We start from the raw sequence: 25,521 nt of genomic DNA on the forward strand, positions 1-25,521 counted from the left end.
GGCTCGGGGCGGAGGATCAGGATCATCGCCTTCGTCGTCCCGGACTTGATCCGGGACCGCTGGCAGTCTTTAGCCGCGAACTCGCCGCGCGCGCTGCAAGGTGGGCGGGTCCCGGCCACCGGTCCCGGATCAAGTCCGGGACGACGAAAGGCTCACGCTCCGGCAAAATGCACCGTGATGGCGGGAACCGCGCGGGCGAGCAGGTCGGCGGCGAGGCGCCCCGGACCTTCCGCGTCGTCGGCGGGAAAGCGGGCCTCACCCGTAACGTGCTCGGCGCCATCGGGGCTGTAGAGCGCAGCGCGCATGACGAGGTGCGCGTCCTCATTGCGGGTCAGCACCGCGATCGGGCTGTGGCAGTTGCCGCCGAGGCCCGCCAGCAGCGCCCGTTCGGCGAGCACTTGCGCGCGGCTGGGCGCGTCGTCCACGGCAGCGAGGAAGGCGCGGGTGCGTTCGTCGTCGGCGCGGCACTCGATCATGATCGCGGCCTGCGCCGGGGCGGGCAGCCAGTCCTCGGCGTCGAGGGGTGGCCGGTGCCGGTCTCGCCCAGCCGCACGAGGCCCGCCCGCGCCAGGAACGTCGCGTCGGCCTCCCCCGCCGCCAGCTTGGCGAGGCGGGTGGCGACGTTGCCGCGGAAGGTCACCACCTTGCAGTCCGGCCGGGCGTGGAGCAGCTGCGCGGCGCGGCGCGGCGCGCTGGTGCCGACGACGGCCCCCGGTGGCAGCGCGGCGATGCTCTCCGCGCCGACCAGCACATCGCGCACGTCCTCACGCGGGAGGATGGCGCCGATCGTGAAGGCCCCGGGGCGGATCGTCTCGACGTCCTTGGCCGAGTGGACCGCGAAGTCGATCTCGCCGCTCGCCAGCCAGGCGTCGAGTTCCTTGGTCCACAGCGCCTTGCCGCCGATTTCGGCGAGCGCGCGGTCCTGGATGCGATCGCCGCTGGCGGTAACGGCCACGATCTCTATATGCGCCGGATCGATTCCGTGCGCCTGGGCGAGCCGGTCTCGCGCCTCATGGGCCTGCGCCATCGCCAGCGGCGAACGGCGTGTGCCCAATTTGTAACGCTCAGGGCGGAAGGTCTGGTCTTGTTTATCGTTGGTCATCGGCGGCTTGTGCTACCGGGCATTGTCGTTCAGGGGAAGGCCGGATGAGCATAGTTCTCGGCATTGAATCCTCGTGCGACGAGACGGCGGCGGCGCTGGTCACCGACGACAGGGTGATCCTCGCCCAGCGCATCGCCTCGCAGGACGAAGAGCACCGCCCTTTCGGCGGCGTCGTGCCCGAGATCGCCGCGCGCGCCCATGCCGAGCGGCTTGCCCCGCTGATCGAGGCGACGCTGGCCGATGCCGGGATGACGCTCGATCAGGTGGACGCGATCGCCGCGACCGCCGGGCCGGGGCTGATCGGCGGGGTCATGGTCGGTCTCGTCACCGCCAAGGCGCTGGCGATGGCCACCGACAAGCCGCTGATCGCGGTCAACCATCTCGAAGGGCATGCCCTGTCGCCGCGCCTCGCCGATGCCAGCCTCGCCTATCCCTACCTGCTGCTGCTCGTCTCGGGCGGGCACTGCCAGATTCTGCTGGTCGAGGACGTGGGCCAGTTCCGCCGCCTCGGCACAACCATCGACGACGCGCTGGGCGAGGCTTTCGACAAGTCCGCCAAGGTCCTCGGCCTCGGCTATCCCGGCGGCCCGGCGCTGGAGCGGCTTGCGCTTCAGGGCGATGCGAAGAAAGTGCCGCTGCCGCGCCCGCTCAAGGGTTCGGCCGAGCCGCACTTCTCCTTCGCCGGGCTCAAGAGCGCGGTGCTGCGGGCGAAGCAGTCGGGCGAGTACACCGATGCCGACATCGCCGCCTCGTTCCAGCAGGCCGCGATCGACTGCCTGATCGACCGCACCCGCCGGGCGCTCGCCAAGTGCGGGCCGGTGAACGCGCTCGTCGTCGCGGGCGGCGTCGCGGCGAACAAGGCGATCCGCAGTGCGCTGGAAGCGCTGGCGGCAAGCCATTTGCTGCCTTTCATCGCACCGCCGCTTAGCCTGTGTACGGACAATGCGGCGATGATCGCCTGGGCCGGTGTGGAGCGGTTCGAACGCGGGCAGTCCGACCCGCTCGACGTGGCGGCGCGCCCGCGCTGGCCGCTCGATCCGGAGGCCGAGGCGGTACGCGGTGCGGGAGTGAAGGCATGAGCGCGAAGATCGGCGTCATTGGTGCAGGCGCATGGGGCACGGCGCTGGCGCAGGCATTCGCCAGCGATGGCAGCGACGTGCTGCTCTGGGCGCGCGAGACCGAACTGGTCGAGGAGATCAACCGCGACCGCCGCAACGGCCTCTACCTGCCGAGCGCCGCGCTGGCGTCCACCATCCGCGCCACCAGCGACCTGGGCGAATTCGCCGCACTTCCGGCGCTGCTGGTGGTCGTGCCCGCTCAGTTCGTCGCCTCGGTGATTGCGGGCCTACCTGCAGGCGACCGGGATCTCGTGCTCTGCGCCAAGGGTATCGAGGCCGGAACCGGCCGCCTGATGGCCGACGTCGCCGCGAGCGCCTGCGCGCCCGAGCGACTGGCGGTGCTCTCCGGGCCCACGTTTGCGCACGAAGTCGCCGCCGGGCTGCCGACCGCCGTGACGCTCGCCTGCGGTGGCGGGCGTGCGCAGTGGGACCGGCTGGCGCCGCTGCTCGCCCGCCCGGCGCTGCGGCCTTATTATTCCGATGACGTCGTCGGCGCCGAGATCGGCGGTGCGGTCAAGAACGTGCTCGCCATTGCCTGCGGTGTGGTCGAGGGTTTGAACCTCGGCCAGAACGCCCGCGCGGCGCTGATCGCGCGCGGCTATGCCGAAATGCTGCGCTTCGGGCTGGCGAGAGGCGCCCGCGCGGAGACGCTGTCGGGCCTGTGCGGTCTTGGCGATCTGGTGCTGACCTGCTCCTCCACCTCCAGCCGCAACTTCTCGCTCGGTCTCGCGCTGGGCAAGGGGCTGACCGCCGCCGAGGCGCTGTCAGGCAAGAACAGCGTGGCCGAAGGCGCGGCGACCGCGCCGGTGCTCGCCGACCTCGCCCGCCGTGACGGCATCCAGATGCCCATCGTCGAAGCGGTCGAGCGGCTGCTGAAGGGCGAGGCTCCGGCGAGCGCGGTCGTGAGCGATCTCCTGTCGCGCCCGCTGCGCGACGAGCAGGAGCCTGCTTCTTGAGTACGCCCTACGGCGATCCCGCCCACGCACCGCAAGGCGACAAGGAGCGCGACGACATCGCCGCTCTCGCCAAGGGCGGGCGCACCAACCTGTTCGGATTCTTCCTGCGGCTCGCCGCGCGCATCCCGTTCCTGTTCATCGCCGGGCGCGCCGCGTCCTACGGACCGGCCGCGCTGGGCCGCTTCGCCTCGGCGCTGGTGCTGATCGAGCTGACCTCGATGCTCTGCACGATGGGCGAGAAGCGCGGGCTGGCGCAGCGGCTGTCAGAGACGGAGGGGCAGGTGCGGCCTGCCAACGTGATCGCCGACGGTTCGATCCTCGCGATCATCGCCAGTTGCACAGCCGCCCTGCTTTTCTGGTTCGTGCCGGGCGTGCTGTTCCCGGGTGGCCATTACACGCAGATCGACCGCTTGATGGTGATCGCGCTGCCGCCCTTCACGATGACCGAGATCTGGCTGGCCGCGCTCGCCTATCGTCTGCGGGTGACGCCGACGGTGTGGTCGCGCGCGATCGTGGAGCCGTGGACGATCTCGATCATGGCGGGCGCGATGATCTGGCTGGCGCCCGAGAGCGGGCTGTCCATCGCCTATATCGCCTCGATCTATGCCGCCGCGCTGACGGCGGCGATCCCGTTCTTCCGCGAATACGGCCTGCCGCGCGGGTGGAAGCCCCGGCCCGGTGCAATGCGCAAGCTGGCCTTGCGCTCGCTGCCGATCGCATTGGCCGACGCGATCGAGTGGGGCACCCGGCGCGTCGACATCTTCCTGCTTGGCTTTCTTGCCCCGGCTTCGGCGGTCGGCGTCTATTACGCGGCGCAGCAGGTCGCGAGCCTGCCGCAGAAGCTCAAGACCAGCTTCGAGCCGGTGCTCGGCCCGGTGATCACGCGCAACCTGAAGGAAAAGGACTATGCCGCGATCGCCCGGCAGGTCTGTCAGGTGGGCTTCTGGATCACCGCCTCGCAAGCCGGGATCGCACTGGCGCTGGGCATTCCCGGCAACGGCGTGATGGGCCTCGTCGGACGCGAGTTCGTCGGCGGCACCGGGGCGCTGGCCTTTCTGCTCGCAGCCGAGGTCGTCGCCGCCACCGCCGTGGTGAGCGAGGCGGCGCTGATCTACGTCGCGCGGCTGCGCAACTTGTGGGTCTCGATCGGGACCATCGCGCTGCAGGCGGCGCTGACGCTCTTCGGCATCCTGCTGATGCAGCGGCTCGGCTTCAATCCGCTGTTCCAGGCCGCCGCTGCCGCCTGCGCGCTGATGCTGGCGCTGGGGCTGTCCTCGATCGTCAAGTCGGTGATGCTGGCGCGCATCCTGAAGGAACCGATCAACAACTGGCGCTGGGCGCTGGTCTGGGCGGCTTTGCCGGCCGTCGTCATCGGTTTCCTCGCGGTGCGCTTCCTGCCCGAGTGGGCGGCGCTGGCCTTCAGGATCCCGGCGATCCTGGGTTCCTACTTCCTCGTTATCTGGAAGAAGGCGTTCGGGCCTGAGGACCGGCGGCTGTTCCAGAAGGCGAAGAAGGTCGAAACTCCGCTTGGCGAGCAACTGCCCGGCTGACAGCCCGGCTTCGGTTCTCTAGGTTGCCCCTCCATGACGCCGAACCACTTTCGTCATTGCGAGCGTAGCGAAGCAATCCAGAGCGGCTCAGAACGGCCTTGGATTGCTTCGCTACGCTCGCAATGACGATTCAATTTCAAGCCATCTTGCTCTAGGCTGCCCTCATGAATCCCCGCCGCGCATCGCTGATCGTCGCCGGAGCCGCGCTGTGCCTGGTCATGTCCTTCGCCGTCACCCGGGCGCGGGGGCTTGCGTTCATCGGCGACCTCGACCGGCAGGCTTCGGCCGCGCGCGATGCTGTGGGCGGGAAGGGCGTGACGCTGAATTTCCGCGACCGCTACGGCTGGCTGACCCGCCACCCGGTGCTCTCCGGCGGCAGGGACCTTTCGCCCGAGACGCGCAAGGCTGTCGCCGCCGCCATCGCTGCGGTGCCGGGGATCGCGGGGGTGAGTTGGGCGCGGGACGGCGACGATCGCAGCGTCTTGGCCCACTGCCAGGACGACGTCGAGCGCATCCTCGAAACCCGTACCATCCGTTTCGGCGAGGCCAGCACGCGCCTCGAACCGTCGAGCGAGCGGCTGCTGGGCGAAGTGGCGCGCTCGCTGCGGCCTTGCGTGGGCAGCATCATCGCGGTGACCGGGCATACCGACGCCTCGGGCAACCAGAAGGTCAATGTCGCGCTCTCGCAGGCGCGGGCGGAGGCGGTGCGCTCGGCCCTCATCGCGCGGGGGATTCCGGCGACAGATCTGCGCGCGGCAGGCCTCGGCTCGGCGCGGCCGGTGGAAGGGCTGGACCCGCTCGACCCGGCCAATCGGCGCATCGAGTTCTCGGTGCTCTATACCGCGCCGGTCAAGCCGACGCCGATCGATACGCCGGGGCCTGAATGATGGACTTGAGGGACTAGGAAAGGACGCTGCCTTGCCGCTATGGCTGGAAATGGCCGTCTCGGTGCTGCTGTCCTACGGGATCGGTTTCGGCATCGGCGCCGCAATATGGAATCGCAGGAAGGTGAACTGACGTGCTGGAAATGGTTCAGGCGAACTGGCTGGTCTTCATCGTCGCGCTGCTCGTGGGCATCGTGGTGGCCTACTGGGTCTTCATCCACGGCTCGAAGCCGGCGCGGCGCGAGCATCGCCCCGACGTGCTCGACGAGGGCGCGGCGCCCGCGCAGCGCAACCAGGCGCTGATAGACGACGCGCCGCCCGCCTCGCAGTACCACATCGACCCGCCGGCGATGGCCGGGACGATGGCGGGCATCGGCGAGGTCATCGCCGTCGCCGCGCAGGAAGAGGCCGACGAGGCGCGCCACAACGATGCGGCGCACGAGCCCCCGCAGACCATCGCCGCCGAGCCCGATCCGACGCCCGCTCCTCCGGCCCCGCCGGTCGTGGAGACGGCTGAGGGTGAAGTCGCGGCGGACGACCTGCGCAAGATCAAGGGCCTCGGCCCCAAGATGCTGACATTGCTCCATGCGCTGGGCGTAACGAGCTATGCGCAGATCGCGGCATGGAGCGATGCGGACCTCGACGAACTCGACACCAAACTGGGCGCCTTCGCGGGCCGCCCGCGCCGCGACAGCTGGGTAGAGCAGGCACGGCTGCTGTCGAGCGGCGATACCGGCGCTTACGAGGCGCAGTTCGGGAAGCTCTGAGTATTTTCTGCAAATCCGCCACAGGCGGATTTGGCGGCACCGGCCCACGCCCCCACCCGACCTCCCACGAGTGTACCATAGATGGGAGGTCGGGTGGGGCGTGGGCCGGTGCCGCAGCGAAAATGCCCGTCAGGGCATTTTCCAGACAGAGTCTCTAACGGCTCCCCATCTCGATCACGGCGCGGGCGATCGAGACGAGTTCGGCCTCACGGTTGACGCCGGCCTTCTGGAAGATCGTGCGCAACTGGCTCGACACCGTCTGTACGCTGACGCTGCGCATCCGGGCGATCTCCTGCCGCGAATGGCCCTGCGCCAGCAGGGCGACGATCTCGCCTTCTGCCCGCGTCAGGTCGAGCGCGGCGGAGAGGCGGGCGCCCTGATCGCTGGCGAGGCCCAGCGGGGCCTTGAGCGTGACGATCACGCTGGGCGCGAAGCCGAAGTTCCAGTCCTGCCGGGGCAGGGGGCAGACCTCGACCAGCAGCGGCCCGCGCACCGACTGCATCCACAGCTCCGAAGGCATCGCCTGCCGGTTGGCGAGGGCCACGCCGATCCGCATCTGCAGCACGCGGTCGAGGTCCGGCCGCACCGCCCGCAATGCCCCGCCGCGCACCTGCAGCGTGTCGGGCGCGAGCAGCCTCTCCGCCGCTCCCGTCACCGAGCGCACCCGGCCGACAACGTCGAGCAGGATTGCGGCCGTACGCAGCGCGTCGAGCGAACCCAGCAGCAGTTCGGCGCCCTGATGCTCGATGGCGCTTTGCAGGCGGATTGCGGCCATCACGTGCGGTGCGGCGCCGCTCAGCGCCGCGCGTTGCGCCTCGGTTGTACGTCCGTCACTGGCACCGTGAAGGGCGGCAAGGCCGAAGAACGCGGACGGTCCGCTGTCGAGCACGATCTGGGCGCCGTGTTCGGCATCGAGACGCCGCACGTGCTCCATGTAGGCTTCGTTGGTGGAGACGGCCCGCACCTCGTCGTAATGCTTTTCCCAGACGATTTCATAAGGCGCGCGCGAGGCCGCGATGCGGTAGTTCACCTCCGGCCTATGGCCCTCGATGGCCTCGAATTCTGCGGTGTAACCTTCCCAGGTATCGGTGACGCGGTTGAAGAACGTGTGGTGTTCGCCGATCGCGACCAGTTGCGCGCGCATCGATCCGGTCGCACTGGCCAGAGCCTTCAGCGCGCCTTCCCAGCCAGATTCTTCAAACGGGGCGCGCGCGAAGAGCGCCCCCAGTTCCTCGATTCGTATGGTCCTGCCCCCGACTGCGACCGGAGGGCAATGTGAACCCGGCGTCAACTTTACGCAAGCCTATGTAAAACGGGGCGGATCGAGGGGGCATACCACGATCATGGTATGCGCCGAATCACCATTTCGGGCATCTGCGTAGATGCGACCCGAAGGATCGGTAATTCCAATGCGATCCTTTACCAAACTACCGGGGCCTGCTTGCAGGCCCGGGCTTTCTTTGTGGGGGTGGCGGCACTTTGACGTGATTCGCGGGAACCCGGAAACCCACCTTGCGACATTGCGTGTCAGGTGGCCGTCGGATCGAACCATCCGTCGTCATTGCGAGTGCAGCGAAGCAATCCAGGGCAGTTGAACGCCGCCCTGGATTGCTTCGCTGCGCTCGCAATGACGGGAGGGGAAGTCATGGTGCTTTAACGGCGCGGCTCTTCATCAGCGGCTGGATGCGGGTGCCGAAGTTTTCGACCCCTTCCACGAAGTCGTCGAACGTCAGCAGGACGCCGCCGGTTCCGGGCACCTCCGCCATCTCGTCGAGCATCCGCGCCACGGTCTCGTAGCTGCCGACGAGGGTGCCCATGTTGATGTTCACGGCCCCTTCCGGCGCCGCCAGCTGGCGTACGTTGGTGTCGGTGTTGACAGTGTCCTTGGCGCCCTGGTCTGCCAGCCACGAAATCGCGTCGATGTCGACGCCTTCGTTGTAGAGCTTCCACTTCGCCTGTGCTTCCTCGTCGGTCTCGGCGGCGATGACCATGACGAGGACGAAGACCTGCACGTCGCGCCCGGTTTCGGCGGTGAACTTCGCAAGGCGCTCGTTGTTGAAGGCGAAGGCGGTCGGCGTGTTGACGCCCTTGCCAAGACAGAAGGCATAGTCCGCCCACTTGGCCGAGAAGGCCAGCCCCGCGTCCGAGGAGCCCGCGCAGATGATCTTCATGTCACCCTGCGGGGTCGGCCGCACGAGGCAGTCGTCCATCGTGTAGTGCTTGCCCTTGAAGTCGGAGCGGCCGGTCTCCCATAACTCGCGCAGGATGTGGGCATATTCGTCCAGCACCTGATAGCGGTTGCGGAAGTGCTCCTCTCCCGGCCACAGGCCCATCTGCGTGTACTCGGGCGGCTGCCAGCCGGTGATCAGGTTGAGGCCGAAGCGGCCGTGGCTGATCGAATCGATAGTGTTGCACATCCGCGCCGCGAAGGCGGGCGGGATGATCAGCGTCGGGCAGGTGGCGAAGATCTTGATCTTCTCGGTCACGGCGGCGAGGCCGGACATGAGGGTGAAGCTCTCCAGCCCGTATTCCCAGAACTCCGACTTGCCGCCGAAGCCGCGCAGCTTGATCATCGAGAGCAGGAAGTCGAGCCCGTGCTTCTCGGCCCGGATCGCGATCTACTTGTTGAGATCGAAGCTGGGCATGTACTGCGGCGAAGTCGTGCTGATCAGCCAGCCGTTGTTGTTGATGGGCACGAAGACGCCGACTTGCATGGACTAGCTCTCCAGAAACTTGACGACGAGGCGGTTGAAACCCGCAGGATCGGTGACGTTGCAGGCATGGCCGCCCCATCCGAACGTGGCGACGTCGGCCCCGGGGATCGGTCCGGCAAGGTCCAGTGAGGCCGCGCAAGGAACAAGGAAATCGTCGCGCGTGGCGATGACGAGGGTTTCGCCCAGCCTGGCCAGCCGCTCGGCCGCAGGGGCATAGGCGGCGACGGCGGCGATGCGCTTTTCCATCGTCTCCGCACCGGGGAAGCCTGCGATGTGGTGCGCCAGTTCGGCCTCGAGCAGCGCGTCGTTGGCGGCGATCCAGTCGGGCGGGTAGAGGAACAGCGGCTGCGCGCGCAGGAACGGTTCGTTCCCCGCATGACGCAGCAGGGCGAGGCGGGCCTCGAAGCAGCGGCGGGTGTGCGGGGAGAGGGTGCGCCAGCCGTTGATCACCACCAGCTTGTCGATCCGGCCGGAGGCGAGGGCGGTCTCGATCCCGATCATCCCGCCCAGCGCGTGGCCGATGAAGTGCGCCCGCGCGATGCAAAGCGTATCCATCAGCGCGATGACTTCTGCGGCCATGTCCTCGATCGAGGTCGTTTCCGGCAGCGCGCGATCGCTGCGGCCGGTGCCGCGCTGGTCGTAGGTCAGGACGCGGTGGTTCGCGGAAAGTGCGGCAAGGTTCGGCTGCCAGTAGGCGCCGCTGCCGCCGAGCCCGCTCGACAGGATCAGCGTGGGCGCGTCTTTGGGACCGTGGAACTCGTAGTGGAGGCCGGCAGCAGTGCTCATTCGCGATGGAGCTTCGATGCTTCGACAGGCTCAGCACTCAGCCTGAGCGGGGTTGGGGGCGATGCCATTGACCCGAACCGCTCCTCGTCATTGCGAGCGCAGCGAAGCAATCCAGGGCAGTCTTGCGCCGCTCTGGATTGCTTCGCTACGCTCGCAATGACGATTCAAGGTACAGTCGTCAGGCTGTGGTAGCCTGCGCTGTTCCCGCTCACCCTGAGCTTGTCGAAGGGTCATGCCAGATGCGCCACCGACGCGATCTCGACCAGGCAGTCGGGCTTCACGAGCTCGGTCTTGATGCAATAGCGCGCGGGTTTGTCGCCGGGAAAGTACTCGGCATAGACGGCGTTGAACGCGGCGTAATCGGCCATGTCCTTGAGGAAGATGTGGTTCATGGCGACGTCGGCCATGGTGCCGCCCGCGGCTTCCACGGTGATCCGGATCGCCTCCAGCACGTGGCGGGTCTGCGCCGCCGCGTCGCCGACATGCAGCACGGTGCCGCCTTCGCCCAGCGCCAGCATGCCCGAGACGTAGAGCACGTTGCCCGCTTTCGCCCCGGCCGAGTAGGGCGCGATCGGGGTGGGGAATTCGGACGGGTTCACGGCTTCGAAGGGCATCGTCATTCCTTTGGTGGCAGCTGGCTCACGGCAGTGCGGAAATCGGCGACCGTGCTGACCCAGCCGAAGAACTTCTCGACGTTGTAGACGGTGGCCTCCTTGATGAAGTCGGGGCCGAGGTGATGCGTCGCATCCTCCAGCAGCACGCCGAAGTATTCGAGGTGGAAGCCGTCGCGCAGGGTCGATTCGACGCAGACGTTCGTGGCGATGCCGGTGAACACCAGCGTGCGGATGCCGCGCGCGCGCAGGACGGAATCGAGCTGCGAGTTGAAGAAGGCCGAATAGCGCGGCTTGTGGACGCGAAGGTCACCTTCCTTCGGTGTCAGCGCATCGACCAGTTCGTAGTCCCAGCCGCCGCGCGCTAGGAACTTGCCCGAGAGTTCGGGGCGCCTGCGCATGGTCTTGAGCGCGTTGGACTTGTGGAAGTTGGGCGAGAGCGGCGTGCCTGCCTCGACATAGTCGGCGTCCCAGCCGTTCTGCAGGAACACCACCGTCATCCCGGCCGCGCGGGCGGTGCCCAGCACATCGGCGATGTGGCCGATGGTAACGGCGGCAGGCCCGACGTCGAAGCCCGCCTCGTCCACGTAGCCGCCTTTGGAGGCATAGGCGTTCTGCATGTCGACGACGATGACGGCGGTTGTCGCCGGATCGAGCCGGATGGCCTCGGGCCGCGCAGGAAGCACTGCGGAGGAGTGGGAACCGGGGGACGGGTCGACGATGATCTCGCTCACCCCGATACTATCGAGCACAGGTCCGGGGTGGTCAAGGTGGCTGTTTGGGATCGTGATTTCGGATCGCTCGCCCTGTTCGATCGAAACAATTTCGTCATTCCCGCGAAGGCGGGAACCCATCTGATGACGGTTCCGGCTGCACGGGCATCAGATGGGTCCCCGCCTGCGCGGGGATGACTGGGGTGAGCGGGCAATGTTCAGGCGGCCCTCACACAGCCGAGGGACGCGGCTCCTGCGGCCTGACGCCCAGCAAGCGCTCCAGCGCCGCTGCGAAACCGGCGTTGCGCTGGCGGTTGGAGGACTGGATGCGATCGAGGTCGAGCCCGCTGCCGCCAGTCAGCAGCACGCCGAACTCGCCCTTGCCGACCCAGCGCACTTGCGCCTGCAGGTCCGCCTGTCCGGGCAGCGAGACGCGCAGCATCTCGCCGGTGCTCGGCTGCAAGGTGCGCGAGGCGATGCACATGCCGCCGGGCGAAACGTTGCGCACGATGACGTCCTCGCCTGCGCGCCCCTCGCCGCCGATGACGGCCTTGATCAGCGTCCGCACACGCGGCGCGCGCTGCTGTTGCGCGCCTTGGCCGGCGGCAGCTTCCGACGAGACGGAAGCACGCCGCGCCAGCGCTTTCAGCCACTCGGGTCGCTCGCTGCTCGCGAAATCATCGATGTCCGCCATGGGATCGGCTACCTCTTCGCATTCGTGTCCCCGGTGCATGGTCCGGCCCGTTGCAAGATCAGGCGCGGTCGAACCGGCGGCGCTGCGGTGGGGGGTGAGAACGATGCGCCAGCCGGTTCGCGTTTATTGTGCGGCCGCACAGTTCCCGGATGGTTAACAAATCCCTTACGTAACTTGCCCTGTGAAAACGATTGAATTGCCTTTTGTGGACGCTTTGGGTGCCGTTATGGTATCTTTAGGTGCCGGTCTGTTCCGGGTTCTCCCGTTGCAAAATCTGCATTTTGGTCGCCGCCCTCTTGTCGCGGTGCAATAAAACCTGACATGACAGGCCAGCATGCTCCGCCAGTACGAACTCGTCGAACGCGTCAAGGAATACGCCCCGGAGGCCGATGAGGCCCTCCTGAACCGTGCCTACGTCTATACCGTGCAGAAGCACGGCACCCAGAAACGCGCCAGTGGCGACCCCTATTTCAGCCATCCGGTCGAAGTGGCGGGTCTGATGACCGAGCTGAAGCTCGATCAGCAGACCATCATCACCGCGCTGCTCCACGACACGGTGGAAGACACGCTGGCGACGATCGAGGAGATCGACAAGCTGTTCGGCCCGGATGTGGCGCGGCTGGTAGACGGCGTCACCAAGCTCTCCAAGATCGAGGTGATGACCGAGAGCGAACGCGCGGCGGAAAACCTGCGCAAGTTCCTGCTGGCGATGAGCGAGGACTTGCGCGTGCTCCTTGTCAAGCTGGCCGATCGCCTGCACAACATGCGCACCCTCCACTACATCAAGAAGGAGGACAAGCGCCGCCGCATCGCCCGCGAAACCATGGATATCTACGCCCCGCTCGCCGAGCGCGTGGGCATGTACGAATACATGCGCGAGATGCAATTGCTCGCCTTCGAACAGCTGGAACCCGAAGGTTACGCGACGATCACCGGCCGCCTTGCGCAGATCCGCAGCGAAGAGGGCGGGCAGGTCGACGAACTGGCGCTGTCGATCAAGCAGGTGCTGGCCGAGGCGGGCCTCAACGTCGAGGTTTCCGGCCGCGAGAAGCACCCCTATTCGATCTGGCGCAAGATGGCGGAGCGCCATGTCAACTTCGAGCAGATCACCGACATCATGGCCTTCCGCGTCCTGACGGACAGCGTGGACGACTGTTACCGCGCGCTCGGCGTGCTGCATCAGGCCTGGCAGATGATCCCGGGCCGTTTCAAGGACTACATCTCGACGCCCAAGTCGAACGGCTACCAGTCGCTGCACACGGCGCTGATATTCCAGCGTTCCATGCGCATCGAGGTGCAGATCCGCACGCGCGAGATGCACCGCCTCAACGAATTCGGCCTCGCCGCGCACTGGGCCTACAAGCAGGGCGGCGCGCGGCCCGATGGGCAGGTCGGGTGGCTGCGCGATCTGATCGAGATCGTCGACGCCAGCCACGACGCCGAGGAACTGCTCGAGAATACCAAGATGGCGATCTATCAGGATCGCATCTTTGCCTTCACCCCCAAGGGCGCGCTGTTCCAGCTGCCCAAGGGTTCGACGGCGGTGGATTTCGCGTATGCGGTGCACACCAATCTCGGCAATGCGGCTGTCGGCGTGAAGATCAACAACCGGCACGTGCCGATGCGCACGCAGCTGGCGAACGGCGACGTGGTGGAGATCATCAAGAGCACCACCTCGGAGCCGCAGCTTTCGTGGCTGGGCTTCGTCGTCACCGGCAAGGCCCGCGCCGCCATCCGCCGCGCCGTCCGCGCCAAGGAACGCGCCGAAGTAGCCGAGATCGGCGGCAAGCTCTACGACGAGATCGCCGGCCGCCTGCCGCAGCGGCTCGGCAAGAAGGCGCTTGCCCACGCGGTCGAGCGCCTGGACCTCCGCGACGAGGAAGACCTGATGTTCGCGATCGGCTCGGGCCGCCTATCGGACCGTCAGGTCATGGAGGCATTGGTCCCCGGCAGCACGGCGGAACTGCCCGAGGACCCCGAATGGACCCGCACCGAACGCGCGATCTCGATCCGTGGTCTCACGGCGGGGGTCGGCTTCGAGCTGGCGGAATGCTGCCACCCGGTCCCCGGCGACCGCATCGTCGGCCTGCGTCGCCCGGACCACAAGGTCGAAGTCCACGCGATCGACTGCATGACGCTGGCGAGCGGCGTCGATGCCGACTGGCTCGACCTGTCATGGGGCGAGCGGACCACCGGCGCCGTCGGGCGCCTGCAGCTGATCCTCTACAACCGCCCGGGTACGCTCGCCGAAGTGACGCAGATCCTTGCGAGCAACCGCGCCAATGTTACCAACCTGCAGATGACCCAGCGCGACGAGCCCTTCGGTACCTATGAGGTGGACCTGGAGGTTTCCGACCTCGCGCACCTCACCCGCATCGTCGGCGCCCTGCGTGCCAGCGAGGCGGTGGCCGACGCTGAACGCATCTAGTTCCTCCCCGAGCTTGCTCGGGGAGGGGACCGCCCGCGTAGCGGGTGGTGGAGGGGCTACTCCCTCAGAACGTCAGCGAAACCTCGACGTCATCGCCTTCTCCGATCCCTTCGGCCTTGCGCACGGCGGCCTTGACCGGCAGCAGCCAGCCGCCGTCGGACTTGCTCGGGAACACCGAGGTTGCGAACTCCGTCGCTCCGATCCGCGCCTTGACCTTGAGCGAGCCGAACCCGCGCGCGGTGCCTTCCAGCTTGCGCATGATCGCGGTGCCGGACAGCGCCTCGCCCGCCGCGCCGTCGATGGTGAGGAAGTGCCAGGTGCCGTTGTTCGCCCCTCCGGTCCAGCGCCACAGACGGCCGGTGTGCTGAAGGTGCTCGCCGTGTGCGCTCATGGCTTCGCCGCGTCCTGCTTCACGGGCCGGATCGGCACGGGTGCATTGCAGATGTCCACTCCGCCTGCGGGCTGGATGTAGAAGCTGTCCTTCCGGTTCGCGCGCTTGTCGATGTAGGCGGCGAAGCTGGCGCTTTCGGTGGAGAGGTATTCGTAGGCAGGCAGGTCCGCCACGTCGCTGCCCATCCGCACGGAGACGATCGGCGTGCGCTCTTCAGGCGTTTCATAGAAGCCCAGCGCACCCGTCCCGCGCGGTAGCGACGACAGGTGCTCCATCCCCGCGATAATCCGCCCGACGAGCGCGATGTTGCGGTCCAGCTGGCGCGGCGCTTGTCCGATCACGGTGTAGAGTTCGGCGCCGGTGCCGGTATCGGGTGAGAGATTGCGGCCAACGCCGACCATGCCGTAGCAGTGGACGGGCCAGCCTGTGCGGCCATCTGCCGCGATGGGCCAGCCATGATCGAACAGCGTCAGGCCGTTGCGCAGATAGGAATCCGGATTGGTTGGGATCGTCGCAGTTTGTCCGGCCTCTTGCGCGCTGCGCTGCATGAAGCTCGATCGCAACCTTTCGTCGAGCGGCGTTACGTAGCCCTTCTCGGTTGGCTTCGCCAATCCCGCAGGCAAAGCCTTTGCGTTGCCCGGCGTCTCGCCATCGGGATCGCCCCACTGCACGACATAGTTGTCCTGCACTCGCACGACTGCGATCCCGTCGAACCAGTGCGCGGCCACCAGCTTGCGGATGTTCCCGACCCACCCTTGCGAGAACGGCGCGGGCATCAGTTGAATCACCACGCGGCGCGGCTTGCCCTTGGCGCCGGGCGTCAGGTCCATGACCAGCAGGTCGCCGGGGGCGATGCGCTGCCAGTCGGAAGCGGGAGCGGCATCGACGACGTCATTGGGCGTGATCGGCTTGTCCCCGGCCGCCAGCGAAGGCGTGGCGAGGGCGGCAAGTGCGATGACGGAAAAGAAAGTGCGCATGAAGGCTTCATGCCATCACCACACCGCTTGCGAAACCCCGCGCGACTCGCTAGTGGCCGCCTCCTTACCAGTGCATGCGGAGCGGTGGCCGAGTGGTCGAAGGCGCTCGCCTGGAAAGTGAGTATACGCCAAAAGCGTATCGAGGGTTCGAATCCCTCCCGCTCCGCCAAGCCTATCCAGATCAGTCCGGAAATGTCCTCAAGGGGCTGATTTCGTGCGCTCTGTCCGCTACAGGTTGCCTGATAAAGTCCCATTTTTGTTCCTTTCCAGCTGGGGCTGGCATGAGATACCATGTGAGCTGTCACGGGTATGGGGAGAACGGATACGCGGAGCAGTAAGCTTACAGGCAAGGGAGCTCCCATGGTGCTCAAGGCGCTCCAGCGGATTAAGAAGCCTGGCAGGCAGCCGCCATGGACCGGCACTGACAACGCGCGCGCGGTATGTCGCCGCGACTAACAGTGCGCGTCTCGCAAAGGGCGCGATCCACAAGGTTACACAGGGGAAATGTCTAATCTTGATTTGAGGCTGGACGCCAAAATCGCCTAAACGACGAAAAACACACGATTATCCATATGGTAATGGAGGCCCGAGCCGGAATCGAACCGGCGTGCAAGGATTTGCAGTCCTCTGCGTCACCACTCCGCCATCGGGCCATCCGTGTGGAGGAGTGCGCGCCTACCAATCGATTGGAGGTAGTGCAACGGGATTCGCGCAAGTTTCCGCATTTTCTTTGCGTTTGCCGGCGAGAAGGAGTCGAGGCAGGGAGTTTCTCTGCTTGCTGTATGGATTGATGGCGCGCTTTAGTAGCCTTTCGTCACAGGAAAGGGCTCGGTATGATTCTAGGAGCGGTCCTGGCGGGAGGTCTCTCCAGCCGCTTCGGCAGCGACAAGGCGCTGGCGCAGATCGGAGGCCGCACGCTGATTTCGCTGACGGTCGACGCATTGTCGGGCTGGTGCGAGCATGTCGTTGTCACGGGAAGGAAAGTCGCTCCGGCACCCACGCTCCCCGATTGGCCGAGGGCAGGCATGGGGCCGCTCGGCGGTCTGGCGGCCGCCTTGCATTATGCCCAGGACGAGGGCTACGAGGTCGTACTGAGTTGCGGTGTCGATGCCGGGCTGTTGCCCGAGGACTTACATCAGGCGTTGGAGCCGGCGCCGTCCTATCTTGCTTCTCAGCCGGTCATTGGTTTGTGGCCGGCCGCCGCCGCTGCGCAACTCGACGCCCTGCTGGAGAGCGACGAGCGCCATTCGATGCGCCGCTTTGCGGAACTTCTCGGCGCGAGACCGGTCAAGATCGCCGTGCCGATACCCAACATCAACACGCCAGCTGACCTCGCTGAAGCTGCCGGTCAATCGTCGCCCTAAAACAAGTCTAAACCTGGCACGCGACGGCTTGGTTCGGATTGGCGTGCGTCGTGCTTGTCGGCAGAAAAGCTGGTTTTAGTTGCTCCTCGCTTTGTGGCATGAGGCAGTACCCACCGGCGGAAGCTGTGGCGATGATGCCGGACATGCCGACAAACCCCAGCTTACGACGCAGCCGGGACATGTGGACGGCGATGCTGTTGGTTTCTGGTACGAAACCCATGCGCCAAACGTCCTGGATAAGATCCTGCTTGCTCACGGGCTCGCCAGGCGTGTCCGCAAGGCGCCAGATCAGTGCGAATTCGCGCGGATTGAGGTTGAGCGATTTTCCTTGACCAAACGCTTCTCGGGCCAAGAGATCCAACTCAAGGTCACCGAGACGGCGATGCCGTGGAAGCCAGTAGGTAAGTTCTGCCAGCCGGGATGCCCTAGCTTCGAATTCCCCAGGTTCGATCGTGTCGGACACGGCTTCGCCGAAACCGACCTGCAGAAGTTCAGCACGTTCTGCGGCGCTGGCGGCACCGATCACCAGGACGAAGCGGCGAACCTCGTTGCGGACCGCCAACAATCTATCCCAATCTGCGCTGTTCAGGTTCCCTGCATGCACTACCCCTATGCAGTCGCACGAAGGCTCTCCACCGAAATCCAGCGCCCAGCCGCAAACTCTGAGATCGAACCCAATAGGAATCCTGTCGGAGCTCAGCCATCGAAAATGATACGGCGACTCCCGCCGTGAAAGAAAAACCGCCATCTGCCCCCCAAATAGCCTACTGTTCCAATCAGATGGGTGGCGAGATGGCGCATTTTTGCCATACGGGACAACACGTATTTTATTACAGTATGGAGCAATCATTAACTTTAAAACCCCGCAGAATTCCTAGGATTCTGCGGGGTTTTTGTGTCACGATGAAGGAGTATTAACGCCCATCGAAGTCAGGTAGCGCTTTACGTTGCGAGCGGCTTGGCGAAGGCGTTGTTCGTTTTCGACCATGGCGATTCTGACGAAGCCTTCGCCATCCTCGCCGTAACCAACGCCGGGGGCGACTGCGACTTCGGCATGAGTCAGAAGCTGTTTGGAGAACTCCAGGCTTCCCATCTCTTTGAGGGCCGGCGGTAGGGGTGCCCAAGCGAACATGGAGGCCTTGGGGGCAGGGATTTCCCACCCGGCTCGGCCGAATGCTTCGACCATCACGTCTCGGCGCTTCTGGTAAAGATCGCGGTTGCGCTGGACGATGTCCTGCGGGCCGTTGAGCGCGGCGCAGGCAGCAGCCTGAATCGGCGTGAAGGCGCCGTAGTCAAGGTAGGACTTCACGCGAGTAAGCGCGGAGATCAGCTTTTGGTTGCCCACCGCGAAGCCGATGCGCCAGCCAGCCATCGAGTAGGTCTTGCTCATTGAGGTGAACTCGACCGCGACGTCCTTGGCTCCCGGTACCTCGAGGATCGAGCGGGTTGGATTGCCGTCGTAATAGAGCTCGGAATAGGCGAGGTCGGACAGAATCCAGACCTTGTTCTCTTTTGCCCAGGCGACGAGGCGCTCGTAGAATGCAAGGTCCACCGTTTCGGCGGTCGGGTTCGACGGGTAGTTGACGATCAGGATCGACGGGCGCGGCACCGTGAAGGCCATCGCGCGGTCGAGCGAGCGCCAGTAGTTCTCGTCAGGCGTCGTCGGCACCGAGCGGATCGTCGCGCCGGCGATGATAAAGCCGAAGGTGTGGATCGGGTAGCTGGGGTTGGGGGCCAGCACCACGTCGCCGGGCGTCGTGATTGCGGTGGCGAGGCTGGCGAGGCCCTCCTTCGAGCCCATCGTGACGACGACCTCGCGCTCGGGGTCCAGTTCCACGTCGAAGCGGTTGGCGTAATAGTTCGCCTGAGCGCGGCGCAGGCCGGGGATACCCTTCGATTGCGAATAACCGTGGGCGTCGGGCTTTTGCGCCACTTCGCACAGCTTATCGAGTACGTGCTGCGGCGGAGGCAGGTCGGGGTTACCCATGCCGAGGTCGATGATGTCCTTACCGGCCTGGCGGGCTGCGTGCCTCATCGCGTTCACTTCGGCGATGACATAGGGCGGCAGTCGCTTGATGCGGTAGAACTCGTCTTCCATGACCTCTGGTATCCAGTAGCGTTGGCGGCAGGATCGCCGCTCGGCCCCTGTAGGGGATTCGCAAGCCTGCGCAAATGGGGACTCGTGAAAGATAATTGCAGGAAATGTCACGCCGAAGCGTGAGAAGGGGGCTCGACAGGAGTCCGCGACGCGGCCAACCTGCATGCAGAATCCCAAGGAGAGCGATTGCCGATGGCTACCGACGCCGACCTCATCAGCGACGTCATGAAGTCCCAGGTCCAGAGCCTTACGACACTGTTCGGCCAGATAATCCCTGCCGAGGGGACGCCCGAGGCTGAGGCCACGGTGCAATGGGCCGAGGTGGCAGGGCGGCTGCATTCGATCTGGACCGAATTCCAGGTCGAGCAACTGAACAAGGCATCGGCCGAAAAGCCGCCTCACTATGCCGATCCCATGAAGTGGATTGCCACGGCTGAGGGCGTGTTCCGGCAACTTCCGTTCGCCAACCCCGAAGTCCAGCAGAAGTTCTGGAACGAGGGATTGGCGCTGGTGAACGCGGTATTCGGGCAGTACGGCCTCGGCCCACGCGGCGAGCAGGCTCAACCGGAGGCCGAGTTGCCGCGTCGTGACCATCGTTTCTCCGATCCGGAATGGCGCCGCCAACCGTTCTTCGCGGTGCTGCATCAGCTCTATCTGCTGATGAGCGAGCAGGTCACCGGTCTTGCGGAGGCAGTCGAAGGCATGGAGCCTGCGCGAAAGGCGCAGCTGCTTTTCGCGACGCGCACCATAGTGGATGCCCTGAGCCCGGCGAATTTCCCGCTGACCAACCCTGTCGCCTTGGCGAAAGCTACCGAAACCCGTGGTGAGAGCCTCGTGCGCGGTTTCGAGAATTTGCTTGATGACATGCGCAAGGGCCAGCTCACGCATACGCGACCTGGCGCCTTCGTGCTAGGCGAGAACATCGCCGTGACGCCAGGAAAAGTCGTCTTCGAGACGCCGCTTTACCAGCTCATCCAGTATACCCCGACGACCGACAGGGTCCTGAAAACTCCCTTGGTGATCTTCCCGCCATGGATCAACCGTTTCTACATCCTCGACCTCAACGCTCGGAAGAGCTTCGTGCGTTGGGCGGTCGAGCAAGGCGTGACGGTGTTCATGGTTTCGTGGAAGTCGGCCGACGCCTCGATGGCGGACCTTCTTTGGGACGACTACATCGCCGCGCAGATCGAGGCGGTGGACTTCGCCCGCAATCGTCTCGGCGTGCCTTCGGTGCACACGATCGGCTATTGCGTGGCCGGCACGACGCTGGCCGCCACGCTGGCTGTGCTCGCGCGGAAAGGTGAAGCGGACAAAGTCGCCAGCGCCACCTTCTTCACCGCGCAGGTGGATTTCGAGGATGCGGGCGATCTCAAGAACTTCATCGACGACCAGCAGATCGAGACGGTAGGCCGCTTGTCGCCCGAGGGTTATCTCGATGGACGCTATCTTGCCGCGACCTTCAACATTCTGCGTGGCAATGATCTTATCTGGAACTACGTCGAACGCAATTATCTCAAGGGCGAGGATTACCCTGCGTTCGACTTGTTGCACTGGAACGGTGACGTCACCAACCTCCCGGCGCGCTGGCACCGCAATTACTTGCGCGACCTCTATCGCGACAACCGGCTGGCCGTAGCCGATTCGCTGTCCGCCTGCGGAGCGCCGATAGACCTGCACCGCATCGCGACGCCCTGTTATATCCAGGCTGGGCGCGAAGATCACATTGCTCCCGCCACCAGCGTCTGGAAGCTGACCCGCTATCTTGCGGGGGACTGGACGTTCCTGCTCGCCGGCTCCGGCCACATCGCGGGGGTCGTCAATCCGCCGTCCACCGGCAAGTATCAGTACTGGACGAACGGCGGCTCACCCGAGACTCTGGCAGAATTTGTCGAGGGGGCGGCCGAGCATCCCGGGTCCTGGTGGCCGCATTGGGCCGAATGGCTACGCGATCTCGACCCTGCCGAAATTCCCTCGCGAGGAAAACGCAAGCCAGGTGTACGCGGTGACAAGGTCATCGAAGACGCGCCAGGACGCTACGTCTCCGCGCGCTGAACAAGGTCCATTTCGGCATCTTAATCGCGTGACCCGAGCCTGCAGGCGTGCTGACACACGCCTGTAATCTACGCCGGACACTTTGCGCAGACCTGAAAAGCAAGGTAAATTTGTGCGATGCAGCATAAATTGTGCATCGCAACATAGATGTGTTGACTTCGCGCCTGCAAAAACCTATTTTGCAACGCAGCAACGGTTTGTGCGACTCGTTGATCACACGGATTTCACCGGGGTGACGCCCGGCTCTTAATCGAAGTTTTCAAAAAAGGCTGGATGCTCAAATGGCCGATAGTGAAGACCCGAAGACCAATGTCGCTCCGGTAGCGCCTCCCAAGCCCGTAGAGGCCGAAGTGGCTGCGCCGGTCAAATCCGTTTCAAGCGTACCGGAAACGCCTAAGGTGGGAGAGCCCAAGCTCGTTTCGGCTGCGCCGAAGGTGCCTGAGCCAGTGCGGTCTACCGCACCAGTCTCTGCTAAGCCGGAAACCTCGGCGAAGGTTGATGCTTCCGTCAAGAAGCCGGTCGTAAAGGCGGCGCCAATCAAGGCGCCTGTAGCAAAGGCACCTCTTGCCGAGAAGGCGGAGGTCAAGGCTGCAAGGCCCAAGCCGAAGATCAAAACTGCGCCGGCCGCTACCGCGAAGCTGAAGCCGGTCGTACCAGTTGTTCCGGCCAAGGTCGTCGAGACCAAGCCGGCCACTACGGTTGCCAAGGACGTGAAGGAAACGGTCGCTGCCGTTCCGGTTCCGAAGGCGGCCACAAAAACGGCGGCGCCAAAGACCGCACCGAAGCCCATTTCGGGCAAGCCCGTCTTCGCAGGACTGTTCTCCAATTTCATGCTCGAGGAAACAACTATGGACATGAGCGCTAACTTCACCGGCTTCCAGGATGCCATCACCGAGGCGCAGGCCAAGGCCAAGGCCGCTTTCGAAAAGAGCACCAGCGTGCTCGGCGAAGTCAGCGACTTCGCAAAGGGCAACGTCGAAGCTGCCGTCGAATCTGGCAAGATCTACGCCGAGGGCGTGCAGACCCTTGGTTCGGAATTCGTGTCGGAGAGCCGCGCTGCGTTCGAGAAGATGTCGGGTGACATCAAGGAACTCGCCGCTGCCAAGTCGCCGACCGACTTCTTCAAGCTGCAGAGCGACCTTGTCCGCAAGAACTTCGACACAGCCGTGGCCTACAGCTCGAAGAACAGCGAAGCCATGCTCAAGCTGTTCAGCGACACTTTCGCGCCAATTTCCGGCCGCGTGAGCATCGCCGTCGAAAAGGCGCGCTCGGCCGCTCCGTTCTGATTTCAGGCAGGTTCGACCGGCCGGGTGACGCTGTTATCCGGCCGATTGAGCCTCCTGACCGAGAATATGGGCCGGGGCATCTTGTTATCGGACGCCTCGGTACGATATTCTGGGCACCATGATTCCCCTGATCGCTGATTCTGACCTGTCGCTTTTTCCGCTCGTGCCTTTTCGGGGCACGATGGCGGACGGTGACAATTCCGATCATGGTACTGGCGATGATCATCAGGTCGGCATCGCCACCAAGACCCGTGCCAAGCCGAAGAAGCCTAGCCAGTTCAAGGTGCTGATGCTCAATGACGACTACACCCCGATGGAATTCGTGGTGCTGGTCCTCAAGCGCTTCTTCCACATGGACCTCGAACAGGCCACGCGTGTGATGCTTCATGTTCACCAGAAGGGCGTGGGCGTCTGTGGCATCTTCCCTTACGAGATCGCCGAGACCAAGGTGAACCAGGTGATGGACTTCGCCAGGCAGAACCAGCACCCTCTCCAGTGCACGCTGGAAAAGGCCTGATCACATTCTCTTCCGGACGGGAAACCTTAAGGCTTCGGTGACGTTGATCGGCTGGGCCGGCGCGTTGATGACGTTGCCGGAGCGAGAAGGTTTCCGGCCTGCTACAAATCGCTTTGCCCTTCCGGCGCGAGCGGTTAAGGGCGGGGGAGAACGGTTGAGTGACGACGCCTAAGTGAAGTTCATCAGCGCCCTGGACCGCTACATCTTTCGCCTCGTGCTGATGCCGATGCTGGGCATATTTCTGCTCGCTGCCTCGTTGCTCGTGCTCGACAAGATGCTCCGGCTTTTTGATTTCGTCGCGACGGAAGGCGGGCCGATTGGCGTCGTCTTCAAGATGCTGGCGAACATGATGCCGGAATATGCAAGCCTCGCCATTCCGCTTGGCCTGATGCTCGGCATCCTGCTGGCATTCCGCAAGCTGGCGACGAGCAGCGAACTCGACGTCATGCGTGCCGTGGGCCTTAGCTACACCCGCATGCTTCGCGTGCCTTACATGATCACGATCGTGCTGGTCATCGCCAACTTCGCGATCGTCGGCTACCTCCAGCCCTTGTCGCGCTATTATTACGAAGAGCTCAATTACGAACTCAAGTCGGGTGCGCTGGGCGCCTCGATCAAGGTAGGTGAGTTCACGGCGCTCAAGGATCGTATCGCCCTGCGCATCGACGAGAGCCGGGACGACGGGCGCAAGCTGATCGGCATCTTCGCGCGACTGTCGAACGACAAGGGGCAGGTGCTTTCCATTTCTGCGCGCGAGGGGCGTTTCCTCGCGCTCAAGGATAATCCCGACACGATCATCTTCCGGCTCGAACAGGGCCAGATCATCCAGGATGAACCAGGCCAGCCTTCGCGAGTGCTGACCTTTACCCGCCATGACCTGCCGATCGAACTCCCCGCGATCGAGAAGTTCCGTCAGCGCGGCGGGCAGGAGCGCGAATACTTGCTACCCGAACTGCTTAAGCTGGGTTGGGACAAGGATGCGCCGAGCGAGGAGCGCGTCTCCAGCCAGGCGAACTTCAACTATCGCATGGTCGAAGTCGTGATGATGCTGCTGCTGCCGCTTCTCGGCGTGGCGCTGGCGATCCCGCCCAAGCGCTCGACTTCGGCCCTCGGCCTGTTCGTTTCGATCGTGATGGTGGTGGCCTATCACAAGGTCAACCAGTATGCGAATGACGTGGCCTCGCTTGGCAAGATCAGCCCGATCCTCGGGCTATGGGGGCCGTTCTTCGTCTTCGCCGCAATCATCCTGTGGATGTACTGGCGCGTGGCTTACGTGCCTGGCGGGCAGGCGATCGGCTGGCTCGAGACAGCGTCCGACAAGGTGGTCAAGCGCCTCAAGTCGCTGCTGCGCCGTAACCGGCGCGGGCCTATCCTGCCGATGCCAGCGGATCAGAGCTGACCCATGAACCTCGAATTTTTCCCGTCGCGTACTCTGACGCTCTATCTCTCGCGGCTGTTCCTGACGCGCATCGTTGCCGTGCTGATCATGCTGGTGCTGGTGCTGCAGGTGCTCGACCTGCTGGGTGAGAGCGGTGACATTCTTGCCTATAAAGGCAACGGGCAGGTGCAACTGCTCTACTACGTTTCACTGCGTGTCCCTCAGTTGGTCGCACGGTTTCTGCCTTATTCGGTGCTCCTTGCCACGATCATCACGCTCGCCACGCTGAACCAGAACAGCGAGGTCATCTCTATGAAGGCGGCGGGCCTGTCGGCGCATCAGGTGCTTGCACCGCTGATTCTGACTGCGCTGGTGATTTCCGGGTTCAGTTTTGCCTTCAACGAGCGCGTCGTCACCCGCGCGGCTCGTACGCTGGATGCATGGCAGGCGGTCGATTACGGGCCTGTCCCGAAGGATGCGAGCCCCAAAGCCAACCTTTATCTCGCTGATGGCAGCGACCTGCTGTTGGCGCAGTCGCTCTCGGGCGAGGGTAATGCGATGACCTTGCATGGGGTCACGTACTATCGCCGCGATACCAACGACATGATCGTCGAGATGATGCGTGCCGGGACCGCGACTTACGCAAATCCAGGCTGGAAGCTCGACAAGCCGACCCGATTCCATGTCGCTAACACCACCACAACGAAGCTGGTTACCGCCACCGTCGCGCCGGGGATCACCCCGGCCAAGATTTTCGTGTCAAAGGTCGATGCGGATGCGGAGGATATCTTCACGCTTACCGATTCGATCCAGGCAGTGCGCGAGGCGGGGCGGCGTACCAGCGAGCTCGACGCCGCATGGTGGCACAAGCTGTCGGGGCCTTTGTCCTCGGCGCTGATGCCGCTGCTGGGCGCCGTGGCGGCGTTCGGACTTGCCCGCTCTGGCGCACTGCTGATCCGCGCGGTTACTGGTATGGCGCTGGGCTTCGCCTACTTCGTGTTCGACAATGCAGCGCTGGCGATGGGCAATTTCGGTGGCTACCCGCCGCTGATTGCGGCTTGGGCGCCTTTCCTGCTCTTCGCGCTCATCGGCGAGACCGTGCTGATCCGCACCGAGGAATAAGGGCGAGAAGCCT

Annotated in this window: 21 protein-coding genes, 2 tRNA genes and 2 pseudogenes; 13 read left to right on the top strand and 12 right to left on the bottom strand. The window is 64.7% G+C overall.

Translation table 11 applies throughout. The annotated features are described in order from the left end of the window. Positions 1-152 precede the first annotated feature (152 nt). Positions 153-1,027: pseudogene (hemC, locus tag KZO24_RS00930) on the bottom strand (hydroxymethylbilane synthase). A 119-nt stretch (positions 1,028-1,146) separates the two neighbouring features. Here hemC and tsaD point away from each other — a divergent pair. The 5 genes from tsaD (at position 1,147) to KZO24_RS00955 (ending at position 6,377) form a co-directional block, all read left to right on the top strand. Continuing rightward, on the top strand, positions 1,147-2,181 hold the full coding sequence (gene tsaD / locus KZO24_RS00935) for a tRNA (adenosine(37)-N6)-threonylcarbamoyltransferase complex transferase subunit TsaD (protein WP_271180967.1): 1,035 nt from the start codon (positions 1,147-1,149) through the stop codon (positions 2,179-2,181). After that, positions 2,178-3,176: an NAD(P)H-dependent glycerol-3-phosphate dehydrogenase gene (locus tag KZO24_RS00940; RefSeq protein WP_271180968.1), complete on the top strand. Its 999-nt coding sequence runs from the start codon at positions 2,178-2,180 to the stop codon at positions 3,174-3,176. The genes tsaD and KZO24_RS00940 overlap by 4 nt, the downstream gene beginning before the upstream one ends. Further along, positions 3,173-4,726 (top strand): lipopolysaccharide biosynthesis protein, encoded by a 1,554-nt coding sequence (locus KZO24_RS00945; protein WP_486486735.1) that lies wholly within the window; start codon positions 3,173-3,175, stop codon positions 4,724-4,726. The genes KZO24_RS00940 and KZO24_RS00945 overlap by 4 nt, the downstream gene beginning before the upstream one ends. Before the next feature lie 164 nt (positions 4,727-4,890). Beyond that, positions 4,891-5,613: an OmpA family protein gene (locus KZO24_RS00950; protein ID WP_486486736.1), complete on the top strand. Its 723-nt coding sequence runs from the start codon at positions 4,891-4,893 to the stop codon at positions 5,611-5,613. 140 nt (positions 5,614-5,753) lie between these two features. Next, positions 5,754-6,377: a hypothetical protein gene (locus KZO24_RS00955; protein WP_271180981.1), complete on the top strand. Its 624-nt coding sequence runs from the start codon at positions 5,754-5,756 to the stop codon at positions 6,375-6,377. Between the two features lie 154 nt (positions 6,378-6,531). On the opposite strand, the gene KZO24_RS00960 is transcribed toward KZO24_RS00955, so the two are convergent. The 6 genes and pseudogenes from KZO24_RS00960 to KZO24_RS00985 all read right to left on the bottom strand — a co-directional run bounded on the left by KZO24_RS00960 (position 6,532) and on the right by KZO24_RS00985 (position 11,895). Next, positions 6,532-7,521: a helix-turn-helix transcriptional regulator gene (locus tag KZO24_RS00960; RefSeq protein WP_271184486.1), complete on the bottom strand. Its 990-nt coding sequence runs from the start codon at positions 7,519-7,521 to the stop codon at positions 6,532-6,534. A gap of 499 nt (positions 7,522-8,020) precedes the next feature. Then, positions 8,021-9,091, bottom strand: a pseudogene (rutA, locus tag KZO24_RS00965) (pyrimidine utilization protein A). 3 nt (positions 9,092-9,094) lie between these two features. Next, on the bottom strand, positions 9,095-9,877 hold the full coding sequence (gene rutD, locus KZO24_RS00970; RefSeq protein WP_271184488.1) for a pyrimidine utilization protein D: 783 nt from the start codon (positions 9,875-9,877) through the stop codon (positions 9,095-9,097). Positions 9,878-10,107: 230 nt separating this feature from the next. Continuing rightward, positions 10,108-10,491, bottom strand: coding sequence for a pyrimidine utilization protein C (gene rutC, locus KZO24_RS00975; RefSeq protein WP_271184489.1), 384 nt, complete (start codon positions 10,489-10,491; stop codon positions 10,108-10,110). A gap of 2 nt (positions 10,492-10,493) precedes the next feature. Further along, a complete protein-coding gene (rutB, locus tag KZO24_RS00980; RefSeq protein WP_271184490.1) occupies positions 10,494-11,222 on the bottom strand; it encodes a pyrimidine utilization protein B in 729 nt (242 codons plus the stop codon). A gap of 208 nt (positions 11,223-11,430) precedes the next feature. Continuing rightward, on the bottom strand, positions 11,431-11,895 hold the full coding sequence (locus tag KZO24_RS00985; protein ID WP_211149663.1) for a PilZ domain-containing protein: 465 nt from the start codon (positions 11,893-11,895) through the stop codon (positions 11,431-11,433). Positions 11,896-12,229: 334 nt separating this feature from the next. Between KZO24_RS00985 and KZO24_RS00990 the strand changes: the two genes are divergently transcribed. Beyond that, entirely contained in the window at positions 12,230-14,323 is a 2,094-nt protein-coding gene (locus KZO24_RS00990) for a RelA/SpoT family protein (RefSeq protein WP_036526026.1), read from the top strand. A 64-nt stretch (positions 14,324-14,387) separates the two neighbouring features. On the opposite strand, the gene KZO24_RS00995 is transcribed toward KZO24_RS00990, so the two are convergent. Next, a complete protein-coding gene (locus tag KZO24_RS00995; RefSeq protein ID WP_271184491.1) occupies positions 14,388-14,714 on the bottom strand; it encodes a DUF1905 domain-containing protein in 327 nt (108 codons plus the stop codon). After that, positions 14,711-15,691 carry a peptidylprolyl isomerase gene (locus tag KZO24_RS01000; RefSeq protein ID WP_271184492.1) on the bottom strand — a complete coding sequence of 327 codons (981 nt, stop codon included), beginning with the start codon at positions 15,689-15,691 and terminating at the stop codon, positions 14,711-14,713. The genes KZO24_RS00995 and KZO24_RS01000 overlap by 4 nt, the downstream gene beginning before the upstream one ends. A gap of 78 nt (positions 15,692-15,769) precedes the next feature. Between KZO24_RS01000 and KZO24_RS01005 the strand changes: the two genes are divergently transcribed. Beyond that, positions 15,770-15,860: transfer RNA gene (locus KZO24_RS01005), tRNA-Ser, on the top strand. A 410-nt stretch (positions 15,861-16,270) separates the two neighbouring features. Here KZO24_RS01005 and KZO24_RS01010 read toward each other — a convergent pair. Next, positions 16,271-16,344 (bottom strand) — tRNA-Cys (locus tag KZO24_RS01010). 180 nt (positions 16,345-16,524) lie between these two features. Between KZO24_RS01010 and mobA the strand changes: the two genes are divergently transcribed. Next, entirely contained in the window at positions 16,525-17,055 is a 531-nt protein-coding gene (gene mobA / locus KZO24_RS01015) for a molybdenum cofactor guanylyltransferase (RefSeq protein ID WP_271184493.1), read from the top strand. Between the two features lie 7 nt (positions 17,056-17,062). Here the strand turns inward: mobA and KZO24_RS01020 are convergent, their stop codons facing one another. Together KZO24_RS01020 and KZO24_RS01025 are read right to left on the bottom strand one after the other, a co-directional pair. Beyond that, complete coding sequence (locus tag KZO24_RS01020) at positions 17,063-17,617, bottom strand: winged helix-turn-helix domain-containing protein (RefSeq protein ID WP_271184494.1); 555 nt, start codon at positions 17,615-17,617, stop codon at positions 17,063-17,065. A gap of 336 nt (positions 17,618-17,953) precedes the next feature. Next, entirely contained in the window at positions 17,954-19,153 is a 1,200-nt protein-coding gene (locus KZO24_RS01025) for an LL-diaminopimelate aminotransferase (protein WP_271184495.1), read from the bottom strand. A 192-nt stretch (positions 19,154-19,345) separates the two neighbouring features. Here KZO24_RS01025 and KZO24_RS01030 point away from each other — a divergent pair, with 192 nt between their 5' ends. The 5 genes from KZO24_RS01030 to lptG all read left to right on the top strand — a co-directional run bounded on the left by KZO24_RS01030 (position 19,346) and on the right by lptG (position 25,508). After that, entirely contained in the window at positions 19,346-21,205 is a 1,860-nt protein-coding gene (locus tag KZO24_RS01030) for a PHA/PHB synthase family protein (protein ID WP_271184496.1), read from the top strand. A 281-nt stretch (positions 21,206-21,486) separates the two neighbouring features. Next, complete coding sequence (locus tag KZO24_RS01035) at positions 21,487-22,491, top strand: phasin family protein (RefSeq protein ID WP_271184497.1); 1,005 nt, start codon at positions 21,487-21,489, stop codon at positions 22,489-22,491. A gap of 181 nt (positions 22,492-22,672) precedes the next feature. After that, on the top strand, positions 22,673-23,008 hold the full coding sequence (gene clpS, locus KZO24_RS01040; protein ID WP_271184498.1) for an ATP-dependent Clp protease adapter ClpS: 336 nt from the start codon (positions 22,673-22,675) through the stop codon (positions 23,006-23,008). A 172-nt stretch (positions 23,009-23,180) separates the two neighbouring features. After that, entirely contained in the window at positions 23,181-24,407 is a 1,227-nt protein-coding gene (gene lptF, locus KZO24_RS01045) for an LPS export ABC transporter permease LptF (protein WP_271184499.1), read from the top strand. Between the two features lie 3 nt (positions 24,408-24,410). Further along, positions 24,411-25,508, top strand: a complete 1,098-nt coding sequence (gene lptG, locus KZO24_RS01050; protein WP_271184500.1) for an LPS export ABC transporter permease LptG — start codon at positions 24,411-24,413, stop codon at positions 25,506-25,508. Positions 25,509-25,521: the final 13 nt, after the last annotated feature.

The organism is Novosphingobium sp. NFX11 (assembly GCF_057376415.1).